The sequence below is a fragment of the Microbacterium sp. NFH-22A-Y genome, assembly GCF_021401375.1.
Classification (GTDB): Bacteria; Actinomycetota; Actinomycetes; order Actinomycetales; family Microbacteriaceae; genus Microbacterium; species Microbacterium hominis.
On sequence record NZ_JACBGF010000002.1, the window covers coordinates 1 to 15,273 of the forward strand.

Consider the following 15,273-nt stretch of genomic DNA (forward strand, 5'->3'; position numbering starts at 1 on the left):
CCCGTCGGCCTCGGCAACATCCCATCGATCAGAGACCACTGAGCATCCGTAAGCAACCGAAACCGCGTCACCGCTCCAGCGTCTCAACCGATCCCCTCAACCTTTGTCAGACACGCCCTAGGTCGCGCTGATTCCAGTTCGATCCACCCCGTTCACGTCTCACCGAATGGTCTGCGACATAGACGGTGAGGGCCACACGAACGAAGTCGGCATTGATCGAAGGAACTGTCCCGAGCTGGCGCAGGTCCGGTCGTAACCCCGTATTGAAGGAATCGCCCGGCGTGCCATCCCACAAAAACACCTCGTCCGCCCCGCTCTTGGCAGCATCCTCCCGGGACAGACACAGAGCGATGCTCGTCATGACTCATCCCCATAGATAGCAAGAAGATCCGTCACGCCTGTTTGGACCGCCGCGCTAATGGACGGGCCATCCAGAGTCACCGCGGCGACATCGAATCGCATCGCCCATGCCTTCGCGGCGAGTCGGATCTCATCCTCTGCGGAACGCCGAAGCGCAGCCCTCGGTTCTTGTCGAATCCGGTCGCCGACCTCCGTCAGGATGGAACGAGCGATCATCAACTCGACCGTGTGGCGCACGATCTGCGCCGGATCCCGCGGAGTCTCCAGCGTCCACGTCACGAGGTCTGCGACGATCAGTCGCGCCTCGCCATCGGCGATTGTACTGTCAGGTTCCGACTCGAACGCGGCCTCGACGATGCGCCGGCGCACCTCGAGCGGATCATCAAGGGCGCGAAGCTCATCGAGGTCGAGCCCGGCCGCCTCCAACGGTGCGCGCTCACCCCGCAAGTACGCGGTCGACAGAGTCGCAGCGCTGCCGGCTGGGCCGGCTACGCGTGCGGCCGAGCGCTGCGCGCCGCCGCTAGAACGGCCGCCACCGGAGCTCCCGGATCCTCCAGCGCGACCCGATCGGCCACCACCCGACGGGCCGGACCACAACCGCAACGCCCCGCCCACACGCTTCGGATCCAGGCGCCCGTCGATCGTCGGGCCGCCAGCTGCGGGAGCCGATGGCGCGGATGCGCTGTCAAGCCAGTCGCTCAGCGCATCCCTCAGTCCGGCAGCCGCTGCACCGCCGCCTCCCTTGTACACACCACTAGTTCCCATCAGGACGCCACCACCGGCCCGAGCAGCGATGTCAGCGCCTTCGAGGTGTCGGTATCGTCGGCACCCACCACGCGCCACCCCTCAAGGACATCGACGTACTGAGCTTCGATGGAACGGAACAGCATCACCGTCGAGGCATTCACATCGGTCGCGCGCAGCCGAGCCAGGGCGACGAGCGCCTCCTGCTGTACCGCCGGATGCAGTCGCGCCAGTGTGATGATCGCGTTCACCGCCGCGAACTGCACGCCCGGCTCGTCCTGGAGGCGTCGGCCGAGATGATCGAGCAGCACCGACACATCTCCCAGAGGCAAGGCCTGTAGCTCGTCCTGAGATACCGCCTCACGTTCGATCTGCGACCTTGACGCCAATGCCGCAGCGATATCCCGCAACTGTTCCGGAAGCCCCTCGTCGACGAGCAGCCGACCATGGAACGCCGCCGCAAGCGTCAAGTACCCGCCAGCCGCAGCCGCGTCGAGGGCAGGCGGAAGCTTGGCCCACCGGATCATGGTTGCCGAGAACGACTCTTCGTCGACACCTTCCCCATCATCTGCGTCCCCGCGATCGGCGGCGGCGCCGGACTCTGCGACCTCGGACAAACGCTCCAGCCGGGGACGCAGCACCCCCGCGCTCAGCCAACCGAGCAGAGTGTCGAAGTCGGTCGGCAACGTGCGCTCCAGCACCATGAGTTTCGCGACCGCATCCGGCGACAATGCAATCCCTCGCCGATCCGCGATCGACTGCCGGACGTTCAAGTCATTCATGAACCGCTTGATTCGACGCGGGTTCGCCTGCAACTTCTCATACAGAATCGGGGTCAACCTCGCCGCGCTCTGCATCGCAGACCGCAACGAACCATCCGCCGGCAGCTCCAGGTCATCGAGGCTCCCGGCAGCGACGCGCAGCTCACCACACGCCCGCACCAGCTCTGCGAACGCATCATCACTGCCGCACTCCTGCTTCGCCAGAAGTAGGAACAAGTATGCCCGCGTGTCGAACGCGCTCAATGCCGGAACTGGCACCGTCGTCTGCACGATCTTGTGGAGATACAAGCTCGCAACACTCTCTCGCCCGTCCCCGACAAGCGGTGTTCCAAGATGCATCCGAATCGCCTCCGCGACCCGCGCCTCATCCGCAGCCACGACGAAGCACATCCCCGGGACCGACAGGAACAAGCGGATCGTCTCGAGAGTCTCGACCACAGTCGGCGGTAGACATCGATCGAGGTCGTCGACCAACACGACGACTCGCGACACATGCGCCAACGCCGGGTCGGCCAGCAGCTTCTGGAACTCCTCCTTGAAAGACGCCATGCCCTTGGGCGAATCGAGTGACTCGGGGTCGTCGCTGACCAAGTCGAAGACGTCGTCCAACGACGGAAGCTGCAAGGTCAAAGCCGTTCGGGCCGCCATCTTCACAGCCTTGGACCAGTTGACACGCTTCACCAGCGCCTTCAGTGCAGTCAGACCCGCCGATCCCACAGGGTCGGACGCGTCAAACTCAGCACTCAACGCACCGAGGATCTCGGCTATCAAACTCTCTTTGGCGCCCACTGCCGGGTCGTACTGCCAAGGGTTCGACCGAACCACGACAACCACTTGACCATCCACGTTCTCCGTGGCGATCCGATTTTCAATCAGATGCAGCACCGTCGTCTTGCCGCTACCCCAAGCGCCCTCAAGACCGAGAGCAACTGGATCCAGCTCACCGTCGAATAGCGCATCGACCACGGTGTCCGCGATCGCATCGAACGACAGCAAGTCTGTCGCCGATGGCTCATCCGACCACAACCGAAAATCTGACCCCACAACAACCCCCAGTGCTTCGCAACTCAACCCAGGCCAGCGTTCCGACCCTACGGACTGGAACCGACTCCCTCCCCAGAACCACACGCCTCAGCCACAAGCGCGTGTCCACGGCACTTGGCAGAGATGCCAAGTGCCTGCCAACTACCCGTGGAATATGTCATTTCGGCGTGGAACCTACACCTACTGTAGGTTCCCGCTCGAGATGGCGGATAACCCCAGGGATTCCACGCTAGTTGGCGGTGGTCCCGGACTCAGGATTCCACGGGAAATGGCGGATTCCTACACCGCTCTCTGACGCGCCGACCCTGTCTGGTCAGCGGCCTGTCACGGCGGCGAGAGCGCTGGAGGTCACTGCAGCTGGCCGAGCTCGAGCATCTCACCGTCGAGGAAGAACGTCGGAGGGGAATGCTGAAGCTTCGGTTGACTCTGGGACTGCCAATGACCCCACCACGAACGGATGCTCGCGGTCTCACTGTCACCGTTCCAGCACGACGGCGAGGCCTTGACCCACGCCGATGCAGATCGCCACGACGGCGACGCCGCCTCCGCGTCGCGCAAGCTCATGCGCGGCATGCCCGAGAATGCGGCCCCCCGAAGCGCCCAGCGGATGGCCGATGGCCAGCGCTCCGCCGTGGATGTTGACCCGCTCAGGATCAAGTTCAGGCCACCCGGCGACGCATGCGAGCGACTGTGAAGCGAACGCCTCGTTGAGCTCGACCACGTCGACATCGGCCCAGGACCGGCCGGCGCGTGCGAGCGCCTTGTTCGCCGCCTCGATCGGCGCGATCGGGAACAGATGCGGATCGACGCCATGCGCCCCGCGTCCCGCAATCCGCGCGAGTGGCTCGCCGGGCAGCGCACCCTCCGCGGCGATCAGAACGGCGGAAGCGCCGTCGTTGATCGGCGAGGAGTTGCCGGCGGTGACGGTGCCTTCGCCGTCGCGCGCGAACAGCGGAGTAAGCCCGGCGAGCTTGTCCACGGAAGTGTCGTCCCGGATGCCCTCGTCGCGTGCCAGGTCGGCCCCTGGCACGTGCACGATCTCGCCATCGTAGACCCCGTCAGCCCACGCTTTAGCTGCCAGCCGGTGAGAGCGCACGGCGAACTCGTCCTGGGCATCTCGGGAGATTCCCCACTCTCGGGCGATCTTCTCCGCCGATTCTCCATTGGAGATGGTCCACTGCTTCGGCAGCTTCGGGTTGGTCATCCGCCACCCGATGGAGGTGTTCCACAGTGTCTGGTTACCGACCGCCGGCCACGGCCTCGGCGACTTCTCCACGATGAACGGCGCCCGGCTCATCGACTCCACTCCGCCGGCGAGCACGAGACCGGCGTCGCCGGTCTCGACAGCGCGGGCGGCCTGGATCACCGCTTCCAGCGACGACGAGCAGAGTCGGTTGACGGTCACGCCGGTGACACTGGTGGGGAAGCCTGCCAGCAGCGCCCCGAAACGGGCGACGTCGCGGTTGTCCTCTCCTGCTTGGTTCGCATCGCCGAAGATCACGTCATCGATGCGCGCGGGGTCGAGGCCCATGCGCGCGACGGTCGCCTTCATGACGACTGCGGCGAGATCGTCGGGCCGGATGCCGCTGAGCGCGCCACCCGCCCGCCCGAAGGGGGTGCGGACAGCATCGTAGACAAAGCTCGCGGTCATGGCGGGCTCCCTTCCGTGGTCGGCCGAGGGTCAGGCGAACGCCGATATTCCGGTGATCTGGCGCCCGATGATGAGCGACTGGATGAAGTCGGTTCCCTCATACGTGTGGACGACTTCCATGTCGGTGAGGTGGCGGGCGACGTGGTTCTCCAGAAGGAGTCCGTTGCCGCCGAGGAGGTCACGGGCATCCCGGCAGAGTGCACGCGCGTGCTCGCCGGTGAACATCTTCGCGAGCGAGGCCTGTTCGTTCGTCAGTCGGCCTTCATCCTGCAGGGTGGCTGTGCGGAAGCAGAGCAGCTGCATCGCGGTGAGATCGGCGAGCATGTTGGCCAGCTTGTTCTGCACCAGCTGGTAGCTCGCGATGGGCTTGCCGAACTGGACGCGCTCCTGGACGTAGGCCGCTGCCGCCTCGTACGCGGCGAGTGCGTGCCCGAGCGCCTCCCACGCGACGGTGCTGCGGGTGCGATTGAGGATCGCGGAGACGTCCCGAAAGGAGCTCGACTTCGCGAGCTTGTTCCCGGCAGGGATCCGCAGTCCGGAGATCTCGATGTGCGCCTGCTGGATCGCGCGTTTGGCGATCTTCCCGGTGATCGCCTCGGCCTCATATCCGTCGGGGTATCCTCCATCGGCATTCTTCTCAAGGACGAATGCCTTCACCTTCGAGTCTGCGGTGTCGCGTGCCCAGATGATGACGATGTCGGCGACATGGCCGAGGCCGATCCACCGCTTGGCACCGTCGATCACATAGACGTCTCCTTCGCGGCGGGCTGTGGTTTCCAGCGCAACGGAGTCTGATCCGTGCTCGGGCTCGGTCAGCGCGAACGCGCCGAGCTTGCGGAGGGCTGCCATTTCGGGCAGCCAGCGCTGCTTCTGCTCGTCGTCGCCGAGCAGTGCGATGCTGCCCATCGCGAGTCCCGAGTGCACGGCATTGAGCGTGTTCACACTGCCGTCGCCGCGTGACAGTTCCATCGCGACGAGGCCGGTCTGCAGTCGGGTCAGTCCCGGGCAGCCGTAGCCCTGGATCGCGGTGCCCACGATCCCAAGCTCGCCCAGGGCGGGGAGGATCTGGTAGGGGAAGTCCGCCAACTCCCAGTGTTCGTTGATGACAGGGAGGACCTCGGAGTCCACGAATCCGCGCACACGTGTGATGAGGTTGCGGTCGTCGTCGCCGAGAAGATCGCCGATCTGGTAGAAGTCTGTGTCGACCGGGTGTGCTGTCGTCGTGATCGTCATCTTAGTGTCCCTCTTCCCGAATCGCCGGGACGGTGACCCGGCCGCCGACGTGGTCTTCATCGCCTTCCGCGTCTTGCAGCCACCGTCGGACCGCCTCGCCATCCTGGTCGAGTGCAGGAGGCGCGGTGCGGTAGGTCGCGGGGGTGCGGGAGAACGTGATCGGGTTGCGAATGGTGGGCACCGCCTGGTCGTCGGTGCCGGCCGGAACGCTCGGGTCCAGCCCGATCTTGGCGGCGAACTCGACGCCTCCGCGAACATCCAGGACCGGCGCGCATGGGACCTGCAACGGGCTGAGGATGTCGAACCATTCCCATGCGGTCTTGGACGCCAGCCGTGCTGTCAGCAACGGGCGCAGGGCGTCTCGGTGCGCGCTGCGGTCCGCATTGGACGCGAAGCGGGTGTCTGCGGCCAGCTGCGGCAGCCCGATGGTGTCGCAGAACGTGGCGAACTGCACATCGTTGCCGATCGCGAGGACCAGTTCCCCGTCACGGGTGGGGAACGGTGCGTAGGGGTAGATACTGGGGTGGTCGTTGGCCATCCGGGTAGGAGACTGCCCGCTGAGCAGGAACCCGCCGGTCTGGTTGACCATGCCCGACAGTGCGGAGGACAGCAGGTTCAGTTCGACGTGCTGTCCCTCTCCCGAACGCTGTCGGTGGTAAAGGGCGGAGGTGATCGCGATGCAGGTGTGCAATCCGGTGATCACATCGAACACCGCAACGCCCGCGCGGAATCCTTCCGCGTCCGGCGCGCCGGTCACGCTCATCAGTCCGGACAGTGCCTGTGCGAGCAGGTCGTAGCCGGCGAGCCCTGCGCCTCCCGCGGTGCCGAAGCCGGTGATCGACGCGTAGATCACATTGGGGTTCTCCCGCTTGACGGACTCGTAGTCCAGGCCGAATCGCCGGAGCCCGCTGGGTTTGAAGTTCTCTGTGACCACATCGGCTCTGGCCGCGAGACGCTGTGCGAGGACAAGGTCATCGGGGTTGCGGAAGTCCAGCACCACAGACTGCTTGTTCCTGTTGATGGAGAGGAAGTAGGTCGACTCGCCTCGGTACTCCGGTGGCCGGTAGCTGCGTGTCTCATCCCCCAGCGGGCTCTCCACCTTGATGACCGTCGCGCCGAGGTCCGCGAGCAGCATCGTGCAGTAAGGGCCGGCAAGTACCCGGCCGAAATCGGCGACTAGGAGGCCGTCGAAAGGGCCGCCGGGAACGTCCTGCACCGTCCGGTCATCCGGGAGCGAGCTCTTCATCATCGGGAACACCTCAGTCGTCGTCATGTCCATCCAGACTCCCAGCAGCCGTTTATGTCCGTCCAATACCTGATCGGACACGTATTGATGCTGTGATCTCATGAAACGAGGGGCTGTTCCAGAACGGCACACTCGAGACTCCCGTTTGGACATCACCCTGGGGAGCGTCGAGGCGACGGTGCCGACAGCGGCCTGCGCCTGGGCGTGATCAGCAATGAGGCTAAGGAGAACCCATGGGTAGCAGGCTTGCAGGCAAGGTCGCGATCGTCACCGGCGCGGCGAACGGGATGGGGCGCGCGCATGTGCGCCGCCTCGCCCAGGAAGGGGCGAGCGTCCTCGCCACCGACGTCGACTCCGCCGGGCTCGAGCAGACCGTCGCCGAAGCGAACAGTGACGGCGGGACGGCCGTGGGGCTGGAGCAGGACGTCGCGATCGCGGCGAGGTGGGACGAGATCGTGGTAGAAGCCGAGCAGCGTTTCGGTCGGCTCGACATCCTGGTCAACAACGCGGGGGTGCTCATCCTCAAGCCCGTCGAGGAGACCACAGAGGAGGAGTGGGACCTCATCTTCCGCATCAATGCCAAGGGCGTCTTCCTCGGCACCAAGGCCGCGGCGCCTGCTCTGGTCCGCTCAGGCGGCGGATCGATCGTGAACATCTCGTCCATCTACGGCATCGTCGGCGCACCGAGCGCCGCCGCGTATGAGGCGTCAAAGGGCGCCGTCCGGCTGCTGACCAAGGCCAGCGCGGTGGACCTGGCCAAGTACGGCATCCGGGTGAACTCTGTGCATCCCGGTGTCATCGCCACCCCCATGACCACGGGGCTGCTGGCGACGCCGGAGTCGACGAAGGCCGTGCTGTCCACGACGATCCTCGACCGGCCCGGCCAGCCCGAGGAGGTCTCGAACGTCGTGCTCTTCCTCGCCTCGGACGAGGCTTCCTTCGTCACCGGCGCCGAGTATGTCGTGGATGGCGGCTATACCGCGCAGTGATCTCGGTCGGCCGGGGTCTGCGCGACCCCGGCCGACTCATCCAGACTTGTATGCCAATCCACCTTCCATCGGTACGGATTATGCAATAATCCCTGGATGGATCTGCAGCAGCTGCGCGCCTTCCTCGCCGTCGCCGAGGAACTGCACTTCGGGCGGGCAGCCGAGCGCCTGCATATGGCGCAGCCGCCGATCAGCCGCGGCATCCAGCAGCTGGAGCGGGAGTTGGGTGCGCGGCTGTTCGAGCGGAGCACCCGCAAGGTAACGCTGACCTCGGTGGGCGAGGCCCTCGTCGCCCCCGCCCAGGAGGTCCTGGACGCGCTGGACAGGGTGAGCAGGGTCGCCCGCGCAGCCGGAACGGGCGAGATCGGTCACGTCCGTCTGGCGTACGCGGGTGCGTCCTCCAACGTGATGGTCGGATTGCTCGCCCGAGCGGTCAACCAGAACCACCCGGGCATCCACCTCGAGCTGCTCAGCCAGCACTTCGCCCAACCGGCGATGCAGCTGCTCACCCGCGGCGACATCGACATCGCCCTCGGCAGGTGGGACCACATTCCCGCCGCCGTGCGCACCCGCGTGATCGCTGTCGAGGAACTCGTCATCGCCGTCCCGGAGACCCACCGTCTAGCCGACGCCGGTGCCGTGTCGATCGCGCAGTTCGAGGGTGAGCCGTTCGTGTCGCTCCAACCGCAGACCGGCACGTTGCTGCTGGAGCGGCTGCGACAGATGAGTAGAGCCGCCGGGTTCAACGCCGATGTCGTCCAGCACGCACCGGACTCGTGGACGCTGATGTCCCTCGTCTCCGCCGAGATCGGCTGCTCATTGACCCTGTCCTCGGTGATCGACAGCATCGCCGACCCGCACTTGCGCTTCCTGCGCCTGACCGACGACGTCGCACCTGTCGAGCTGCGGATGGCGTGGCTGCGCGACAGCGACGACCGTGCCTTGCACGCCGTGCTCCGGTTGTCCGAATCCGTCCTCCCGACGCCGCAGGACTAAGGGTCGCCAGGTATCAATCCGCCTGCCATTTGGTATTGGAGAGAATCAGAACGAAGTGGAAGCGTGGAGTCCACTGTGCGTATATCAACGGCGAGGACAACCATGCACGCGTTCGCGATCTTCCAAGACGACCACACCGTGACCGATGTGGAACTGCCGACACCAACGCCCGAGGGCACCGAAGTGCTCCTCCGCGTTGTTCGCTCCGGGGTGTGCCACACCGACATGCACCTGCGTGAGGGGTACTACGATCTCGGCAGCCGGGGGCGTCTGAATCTGATCGACCGGGGCGTCACCTACCCGCTTGTCCTCGGCCATGAGGTCGTCGGCGTCGTCGAAGCGGCCGGCCCCGACGCCGACGGGGTCTCGCCGGGTGAGCATCGCCTTGTCTACCCATGGATCGGCGACGGCTCCTGCGACGCATGCCAGGCAGGTCACGAGAACCTGTGCCCCTCGCCCCGTAACCTCGGCGTCGCCCGCCACGGCGGGTATGCCGAGTTTATCCTCGTCCCGCACCCCCGTTACCTCCTCGACGTCACCGGGATCGAAGAGCGGTGGGCCGCAACTCTCGCCTGCTCCGGCCTGACCGCCTACAGTGCCGCGCGCAAGGCCCTTCCGGCCACCGCGTCCGATCCGGTCGTGGTGATAGGCGCCGGCGGTGTCGGGTTGATGGCGATCGCCACGCTGCGCGCGCTCGGCCACGAAGCAGTCCTCGCGGTGGACCTGCAGGAGCGCAATCTGGAACTGGCGCGGCAGCTCGGAGCGACCACGACGATCTCCGCCCGCCAGGAAGACCTTGCCGCCGCCATCGTCGCCGGCGCCGGTGGGCCGGTCGCGGCGATCGTGGACTTCGTCAACAACTCCACAACAGCTCCCGCTGCGTTCGCCGCGCTCCGCAAGGGCGGAACGATGGTTCAGGTCGGGCTGTTCGGCGGAGAGCTGGTCATCCCCACCGCGTTGCTCACTCTGAAGATCATCACCATCCGCGGAAGCTTCGTCGGGTCCCTCGGCGAGCTCGAGGAGCTCGTCGGGCTCGCGCGGCGCGGCGCGCTCCCGCATCTCCCGATCATCGACGGGGAGTTGTCTGCGACGGCGGTGCAGGATGCGCTGGACCGGCTCGCCGCGGGCGGCGTGCCCGGCCGGATCGTGCTCAGCGCGTGACCGCGCCGGGCGTCCAGCCGGCCACGACTCACGCGTAGTCGAAGAAGCCGCGTCCCGTCTTGCGTCCCAGCTCCCCGGCCGCGACCTTGTCGCGGAGGATCTGCGGCGGGGCGAACCGCTCGCCGAGCGTCTCATAGAGGTATTCGGCGATCCCGAGACGCACGTCCAGCCCGACAAGATCGGAGGTGCGCAACGGACCTGTCGCGTGACGGTATCCCAGCACCATCGCCGTGTCGATGTCCTCAGCGCTGGCCACCCCCTCTTCGAGCATCCGCATCGCTTCCAGCGCGATTGCCGCGCCCAGGCGGGAGCTCGCGAAGCCGGGCGCGTCGTTGACGACGATCGGGGTCTTCCCCAGCGATGTCACCCACTGCTCCGCCCGTTGCCGCAGGTCCGGGTCGGTCGACGGCGTCAGCACGATCTCGACGAGTGACGAGGGCGGCACCGGATTGAAGAAGTGCAGTCCGCACACGCGCTCCGGCCTCGCGAGCTGCGCCGCGAGCCTTGTCACCGACAACGATGAGGTATTCGTGGCCAGCCACGCCGACTCCTCCACGATCCCCTCTGCTCTCTGCATCGCCTCGACCTTGAGTGCGAATGTCTCTGGGACCGCTTCGATCACGAGCTCGGCATTCCGCAGCGCCTCGTAGTCGGCGCTGGCCGCGACGCGGCCGGCGATTGCGTCGACGTCGACCGAGGCATCCCGCTCCGCGGCCTTGCGGATCCCATCGGCCAACCGCGCGGCGGCCGCGCCCGCCGCTGCCGGGTCGCGTTCGATCACGGTGACCTGCGCGCCCGCCTGAGCGAATACCTGCGCGATACCGGCGCCCATGCGGCCGCCCCCGATCACGCCGACGGTGGAGGGAACAGTGATCATCGGGTCTCCTGAGAACGGTTGAGGAATCGGGTCATCAGCTGCGTCTTGGCGTCCGACTCGAACAGGATCGCCTGCGCGAGTTCGTCGACAAGGGGGTGGGCGTCCCGCGGCGCAGCGAGCACGCGCTTCGAGACGCGGAGGGCGAGCGGATCCTGGCCAGCGATCCGATCGGCGACGGTATCCGCCGCCGCCGCTAACTGGTCGGGTTCATGCACCGAGGCCACCAACCCACACCGCAGCGCCTCCTCGGCGTCCAGCCGGCGCCCCGTGAACAGGATCTCCTTGGCCAGCGGCTCCCCCACCAGCTCGGCGAGCCGCCAGGTCGCCCCGGCCGCGGCCAGGATTCCGATCGCCGTCTCGGGGTTGCCGAACACGGCGCGGGTGGACGCGATCCGGATGTCGGCCGCGTACGCGAGTTCCGCACCGCCCCCGATCGCGAACCCGTCGACCGCAGCGATCACCGGCATCGGCAGCCGCGCGATACGGATGAACAGCCCGGAGTTGATGCCGGCCAGCGCTTCGTCGCGGCCGCGCTCGAGCAGCTGCCGGATGTCTGCGCCAGCCGCGAACACACCCCGTTCGGGCGTAGAGGTTCCGGTGAGAATCAGGATGCGGGGCTCTCGCTCCAGGCTCGTGCATACCGCGTGAAGTTCGTCGACCATGTCGTCGTTGATCGCGTTTCGCACGTCAGGACGGTTCAGTTCGACGTGAAGCCGGTCCGCGCCCTCGCGGAGTATCAGAGTGGTCACCGTCCCAGCCTCCCATCACCGATCAATGCGCGTCCAATACCCGATCCACGTACATCTGATGCGCCATCGTCATCAATCTGGACCGGGATCAGTATTGGACGAACTCGGCCACGGCGCGACAGGCTGAGAGGGCAGTACCGCGCCAGACGACCGCCGATCTGGGCGGGCGTGGCCCGTGAGACGCACGACAGCAATGAAGCGAGGAGACCACGATGGGTGCATACCGGACCATCAACCCAGCCACCGGTCAGACGGTCGCCGAGTACGCCGTGATCGGCGATGCGGACGTGGCCGACATCGTCGCCCGCTCGCACACGGCCTACCGCAAGTACCGGGAGCTGCCGCTCGCCGAACGGACGGGGATCCTGGCACGCGCGGCGCAGCTGCACCGGGACCGCATTGATGAACTGAGCGCGCTGCTGACACTCGAGGTCGGCAAACCCGTCACGCAGGCCCGCGGGGAAGTCGAGCTGGTCGCCTCGATCTACCAGTACTACGCCGACCACGCCGAAGCGTTCCTCGCCGACGAGACCCTCGACATCGTCGGCGGAGGGGAAGCGCTCGTCCGCACCGAGCCGATCGGGCCGCTGTTGGGGATCATGCCGTGGAACTTCCCCTACTACCAGGTGGCCCGGTTTGTCGCCCCCAACCTCGCACTGGGCAACACGATCATCCTCAAACACGCCCGCAACTGCCCGCAGTCCGCCCTCGCCATCGAACGCGTGCTCCACGACGCCGCGCTTCCAGCCGACGCGTACATCAACGCGTTCGTAGACAGCCGCCAGATTGCCGGCATCATCGCCGACCCGCGCGTGCAAGGGGTGTCGCTGACCGGCTCCGAGAAGGCGGGCTCGGCTGTCGGCGAGGTGGCCGGCAGGCACATGAAAAAGGTCGTCCTCGAGCTGGGCGGCTCGGACCCGTTCATCGTCCTAGAGGATGCTGACGTCGACGCGGCCGTGGCAGCCGGCGTACGCGGCCGCATCGCCAACGGCGGCCAGGCGTGCACGGCATCCAAGCGGTTCATTGTCGTGGATGCCGTCTACGACGAGTTCTCTCGGAAGTTCATCGACGCGATCACGAAGATCATCCCCGACGACCCCACGGACCCCGACACGTTCCTCGGCCCGTTGGCGTCCGCGGATGCCGGAGATGAGCTCGAGGAGCTCGTCGAGGACGCGGTCGCCAAGGGCGCCACCCTGCACATCGCCCCCGGTGCACGCCGAGAGGGCGCCTTCTACCCGCCCAGCGTGCTCACCGGGGTCACCCCGCTGATGCGAGCCTACGAGGAGGAGCTGTTCGGACCGACCGCGGTCGTGTACCGGGTGCCCTCCCCGCAGGCCGCGGTCGCCCTGGCCAACGAGTCGCCCTTCGGGCTGTCCAGCAGCGTCTTCACGCAGGATCCTCTGGCAGCCGCGCAGATCGCCCGCGAACTGGAGGTCGGGATGGTGTGGATCAACAGCACCAGCCGCAGCGCACCGGACCTCCCCTTCGGCGGCGTGAAGCGCTCCGGCGTCGGACGCGAACTCGCCCGGTACGGCATGGACGAGTTCGCGAACAAGAAGCTCATCCGAACCCCCGCCTGATATCCCCGTGTAACGCCTCCGCCGCGCCGAGTACGCAACTGCGAATCCAGGCCTCCCTGGTCGGCAGGCGGGGGCGCTGTTTTCAGGAGATCAGGGTGTTCTGCCCGTCGAAACCGTACGCGCGCAGTTTCCGGTACAGCGTCGTGCGCCCGATACCGAGGATCTCCGCTGCACGCGAACGGTTTCCGTCCGCCTCCCGCAGCGCCGCATCGATCGCCCGGTACTCGGATGCGGCGATGCCGCGCAGCTGGCGGGCACGTGTGCGCATCTCGGCGGGCAGAAGGTCGACGTCCAGGACGGTGCCGCCGGGACGCTGCACCACCATCGCGGCAATCAGAACCCGCAGCTCCGAGGCGCCACCACGCCAATCCCACCGGGAAAGCGCCTGCAGCACAGCAGGACTCAGTGTCACCGAGTACTCCTGAGCGAGTCTCACAGCCAGGCCGATGACACGGTCTGGGTCATCGCGCAGCGCAGGGAGATCGAGCCGCGGCCCTTGGCGGCCCAGGAAATCGACGACGACGCCAGTCAGGTCGTCTGCGACACAGAACACCACCCGGGCGGACCGGACGGGATCTGCCGCGCCAGCCAATTGCTGCAGGACCGGGAAGTCAACGTCGGTCAAAGACTCGACGCTGCAGACGACCACCGATGTACCTGTGCTCAGCGCCTGCACCGCCGTGGCCACGGCCCCCGGTTCCCGAAATGCCGGGGCGCCGATGACGACCGGGTCGTGGCGATCGCGTTCGCGCAGCCAGAGCTGGGCGAGAAGCGTCTTCCCACTGTCGCGCGGACCGTGGATCGCGATGCACCCGCTGCTGCGGCCGAGCACGTCGAGGTGCGCGGCAAGGCGGGAAAGCCGGGTGGGTTCCGGCGCTGCGGCCGGCTCGGACTCGGCAAGTTCCACGAGGTAGATGCTCTCCCCTGCCCGATTCACGATGCGGCGGGCAGTGCTCGGCCGATCCGCGAGCAAGACGGATGCGACATCCCCCTGCCAGTGGTGGGCCTGGAGCTCGTCCCACAGGGTCACGTGCCGCTCGGCCGAGAGCATCGGCAACGCGCCCGTCGAGGCGAGCACGCCGCCACGGCCGATGGCCAGCACACGGTGGCGGGCGGTACCGTCCGCGAACCGGGCCAGCAGCGCCTGCAGCTCCAGCGGTGCGGTGTTAAGCAGCGCGTCCTGGAGGTCACGAGCGGCCTGCTTCGCGATCGCGAGCATCGCGGGGTGGGACGCCCCGACGGGAGAGGCGAGGGCGAGCGAGCCGATGACCCGCCGCGAAAGAGGGTCGTGGATGGGGGCGCCAGCGCAGGCGAGGGTCTGCAGCCGGTCGTTGACGTGCTCGGCGCCGCGCACGAACACTGCGGATCTTTCCTCGATCGCCGTTCCGAGTCCGTTCGTGCCCAGCGCGGACTCCGAGAATTCGAATCCTTCGGCCGCGGACACCTTGTCGAGCCGTCTCGCGTGGCTCGGGTCGCCCACCTTTCGGGCGAGGATCCGTCCGGATCGGTCGCTGACCAGCAGCGCGACACGCATGTCCGCGAGTGATTCCGCCCATCGCGCCAGGACGATCTCAGCGGTGTCCTGAAAGCGTCCCGCCGGTTCGGAGAACGGGTGGTAGGCAGGAGTCGCCGTCGGATCGTAGCCGCCACCGGTGGTGAACGAGCGACGCCAACTGCGCTCGATCACCGGGGGGACGTTCAGTGTTCGGGGAGTGAGACCGTGCGCGCCGACGCCAGCTTCGAGAAGGCGTTCACGAGCCTGCCGCGCGCTCGCGGCGGAATAGGTATCGGTGGACATAGCTGGGACCTCGCGTCACTGCAAGTGGTCCCACCCAGTATCCGCCTCCCTATTAGGACC

Annotated in this window: 13 protein-coding genes; 4 read left to right on the forward strand and 9 right to left on the reverse strand. The window is 66.8% G+C overall.

Features of this window, described 5'->3' with window-relative positions; genetic code table 11:
• Positions 1-106: 106 nt before the first annotated feature.
• From L0965_RS05980 to L0965_RS06005, 6 genes are all read right to left on the reverse strand, one after another.
• On the reverse strand, positions 107-361 hold the full coding sequence (locus tag L0965_RS05980) for a hypothetical protein (RefSeq protein WP_234057955.1): 255 nt from the start codon (positions 359-361) through the stop codon (positions 107-109).
• On the reverse strand, positions 358-786 hold the full coding sequence (locus L0965_RS05985; protein ID WP_101305222.1) for a hypothetical protein: 429 nt from the start codon (positions 784-786) through the stop codon (positions 358-360). The genes L0965_RS05980 and L0965_RS05985 overlap by 4 nt, the downstream gene beginning before the upstream one ends.
• 338 nt (positions 787-1,124) lie before the next feature.
• Positions 1,125-2,882 (reverse strand): P-loop NTPase fold protein, encoded by a 1,758-nt coding sequence (locus L0965_RS05990; protein ID WP_198553654.1) that lies wholly within the window; start codon positions 2,880-2,882, stop codon positions 1,125-1,127.
• A gap of 523 nt (positions 2,883-3,405) precedes the next feature.
• A complete protein-coding gene (locus L0965_RS05995) occupies positions 3,406-4,581 on the reverse strand; it encodes a thiolase family protein (RefSeq protein WP_005055005.1) in 1,176 nt (391 codons plus the stop codon).
• Between the two features lie 30 nt (positions 4,582-4,611).
• Entirely contained in the window at positions 4,612-5,874 is a 1,263-nt protein-coding gene (locus L0965_RS06000) for an acyl-CoA dehydrogenase family protein (RefSeq protein WP_234057956.1), read from the reverse strand.
• The gene (locus L0965_RS06005) at positions 5,816-7,141 is read right to left on the reverse strand and encodes a CaiB/BaiF CoA-transferase family protein (protein WP_232783957.1); all 1,326 of its coding nucleotides are present in this window, start codon (positions 7,139-7,141) and stop codon (positions 5,816-5,818) included. The genes L0965_RS06000 and L0965_RS06005 overlap by 59 nt, the downstream gene beginning before the upstream one ends.
• A gap of 152 nt (positions 7,142-7,293) precedes the next feature.
• Between L0965_RS06005 and L0965_RS06010 the strand changes: the two genes are divergently transcribed.
• The 3 genes from L0965_RS06010 to L0965_RS06020 all read left to right on the forward strand — a co-directional run bounded on the left by L0965_RS06010 (position 7,294) and on the right by L0965_RS06020 (position 10,206).
• Complete coding sequence (locus L0965_RS06010; RefSeq protein ID WP_005054998.1) at positions 7,294-8,049, forward strand: SDR family NAD(P)-dependent oxidoreductase; 756 nt, start codon at positions 7,294-7,296, stop codon at positions 8,047-8,049.
• Between the two features lie 96 nt (positions 8,050-8,145).
• Positions 8,146-9,045, forward strand: coding sequence for a LysR family transcriptional regulator (locus L0965_RS06015; protein ID WP_005054995.1), 900 nt, complete (start codon positions 8,146-8,148; stop codon positions 9,043-9,045).
• Positions 9,046-9,147: 102 nt separating this feature from the next.
• Complete coding sequence (locus tag L0965_RS06020) at positions 9,148-10,206, forward strand: alcohol dehydrogenase (protein ID WP_005054993.1); 1,059 nt, start codon at positions 9,148-9,150, stop codon at positions 10,204-10,206.
• A gap of 28 nt (positions 10,207-10,234) precedes the next feature.
• Here the strand turns inward: L0965_RS06020 and L0965_RS06025 are convergent, their stop codons facing one another.
• Positions 10,235-11,083, reverse strand: a complete 849-nt coding sequence (locus L0965_RS06025; protein WP_005054991.1) for a 3-hydroxyacyl-CoA dehydrogenase family protein — start codon at positions 11,081-11,083, stop codon at positions 10,235-10,237.
• On the reverse strand, positions 11,080-11,832 hold the full coding sequence (locus tag L0965_RS06030; protein ID WP_005054989.1) for an enoyl-CoA hydratase/isomerase family protein: 753 nt from the start codon (positions 11,830-11,832) through the stop codon (positions 11,080-11,082). Before L0965_RS06030 ends, L0965_RS06025 begins: the two co-directional genes overlap by 4 nt.
• Positions 11,833-12,044: 212 nt before the next feature.
• Here L0965_RS06030 and L0965_RS06035 point away from each other — a divergent pair, with 212 nt between their 5' ends.
• On the forward strand, positions 12,045-13,415 hold the full coding sequence (locus L0965_RS06035; RefSeq protein WP_005054987.1) for an NAD-dependent succinate-semialdehyde dehydrogenase: 1,371 nt from the start codon (positions 12,045-12,047) through the stop codon (positions 13,413-13,415).
• Between the two features lie 82 nt (positions 13,416-13,497).
• Here the strand turns inward: L0965_RS06035 and L0965_RS06040 are convergent, their stop codons facing one another.
• Positions 13,498-15,213, reverse strand: coding sequence for a helix-turn-helix domain-containing protein (locus L0965_RS06040; protein WP_101305220.1), 1,716 nt, complete (start codon positions 15,211-15,213; stop codon positions 13,498-13,500).
• Positions 15,214-15,273: the final 60 nt, after the last annotated feature.

Coding starts and splice junctions, on each gene's coding strand:
- L0965_RS06000 (WP_234057956.1), bottom strand. CDS start 5,874: ATGAAGACCACGTCGGCGGCCGGGTCACCGTCCCGGCGATTCGGGAAG.
- L0965_RS05995 (WP_005055005.1), bottom strand. CDS start 4,581: ATGACCGCGAGCTTTGTCTACGATGCTGTCCGCACCCCCTTCGGGCGG.
- L0965_RS06025 (WP_005054991.1), bottom strand. CDS start 11,083: ATGATCACTGTTCCCTCCACCGTCGGCGTGATCGGGGGCGGCCGCATG.
- L0965_RS05980 (WP_234057955.1), bottom strand. CDS start 361: ATGACGAGCATCGCTCTGTGTCTGTCCCGGGAGGATGCTGCCAAGAGC.
- L0965_RS06010 (WP_005054998.1), top strand. CDS start 7,294: ATGGGTAGCAGGCTTGCAGGCAAGGTCGCGATCGTCACCGGCGCGGCG.
- L0965_RS06040 (WP_101305220.1), bottom strand. CDS start 15,213: ATGTCCACCGATACCTATTCCGCCGCGAGCGCGCGGCAGGCTCGTGAA.
- L0965_RS06035 (WP_005054987.1), top strand. CDS start 12,045: ATGGGTGCATACCGGACCATCAACCCAGCCACCGGTCAGACGGTCGCC.
- L0965_RS06020 (WP_005054993.1), top strand. CDS start 9,148: ATGCACGCGTTCGCGATCTTCCAAGACGACCACACCGTGACCGATGTG.
- L0965_RS06015 (WP_005054995.1), top strand. CDS start 8,146: ATGGATCTGCAGCAGCTGCGCGCCTTCCTCGCCGTCGCCGAGGAACTG.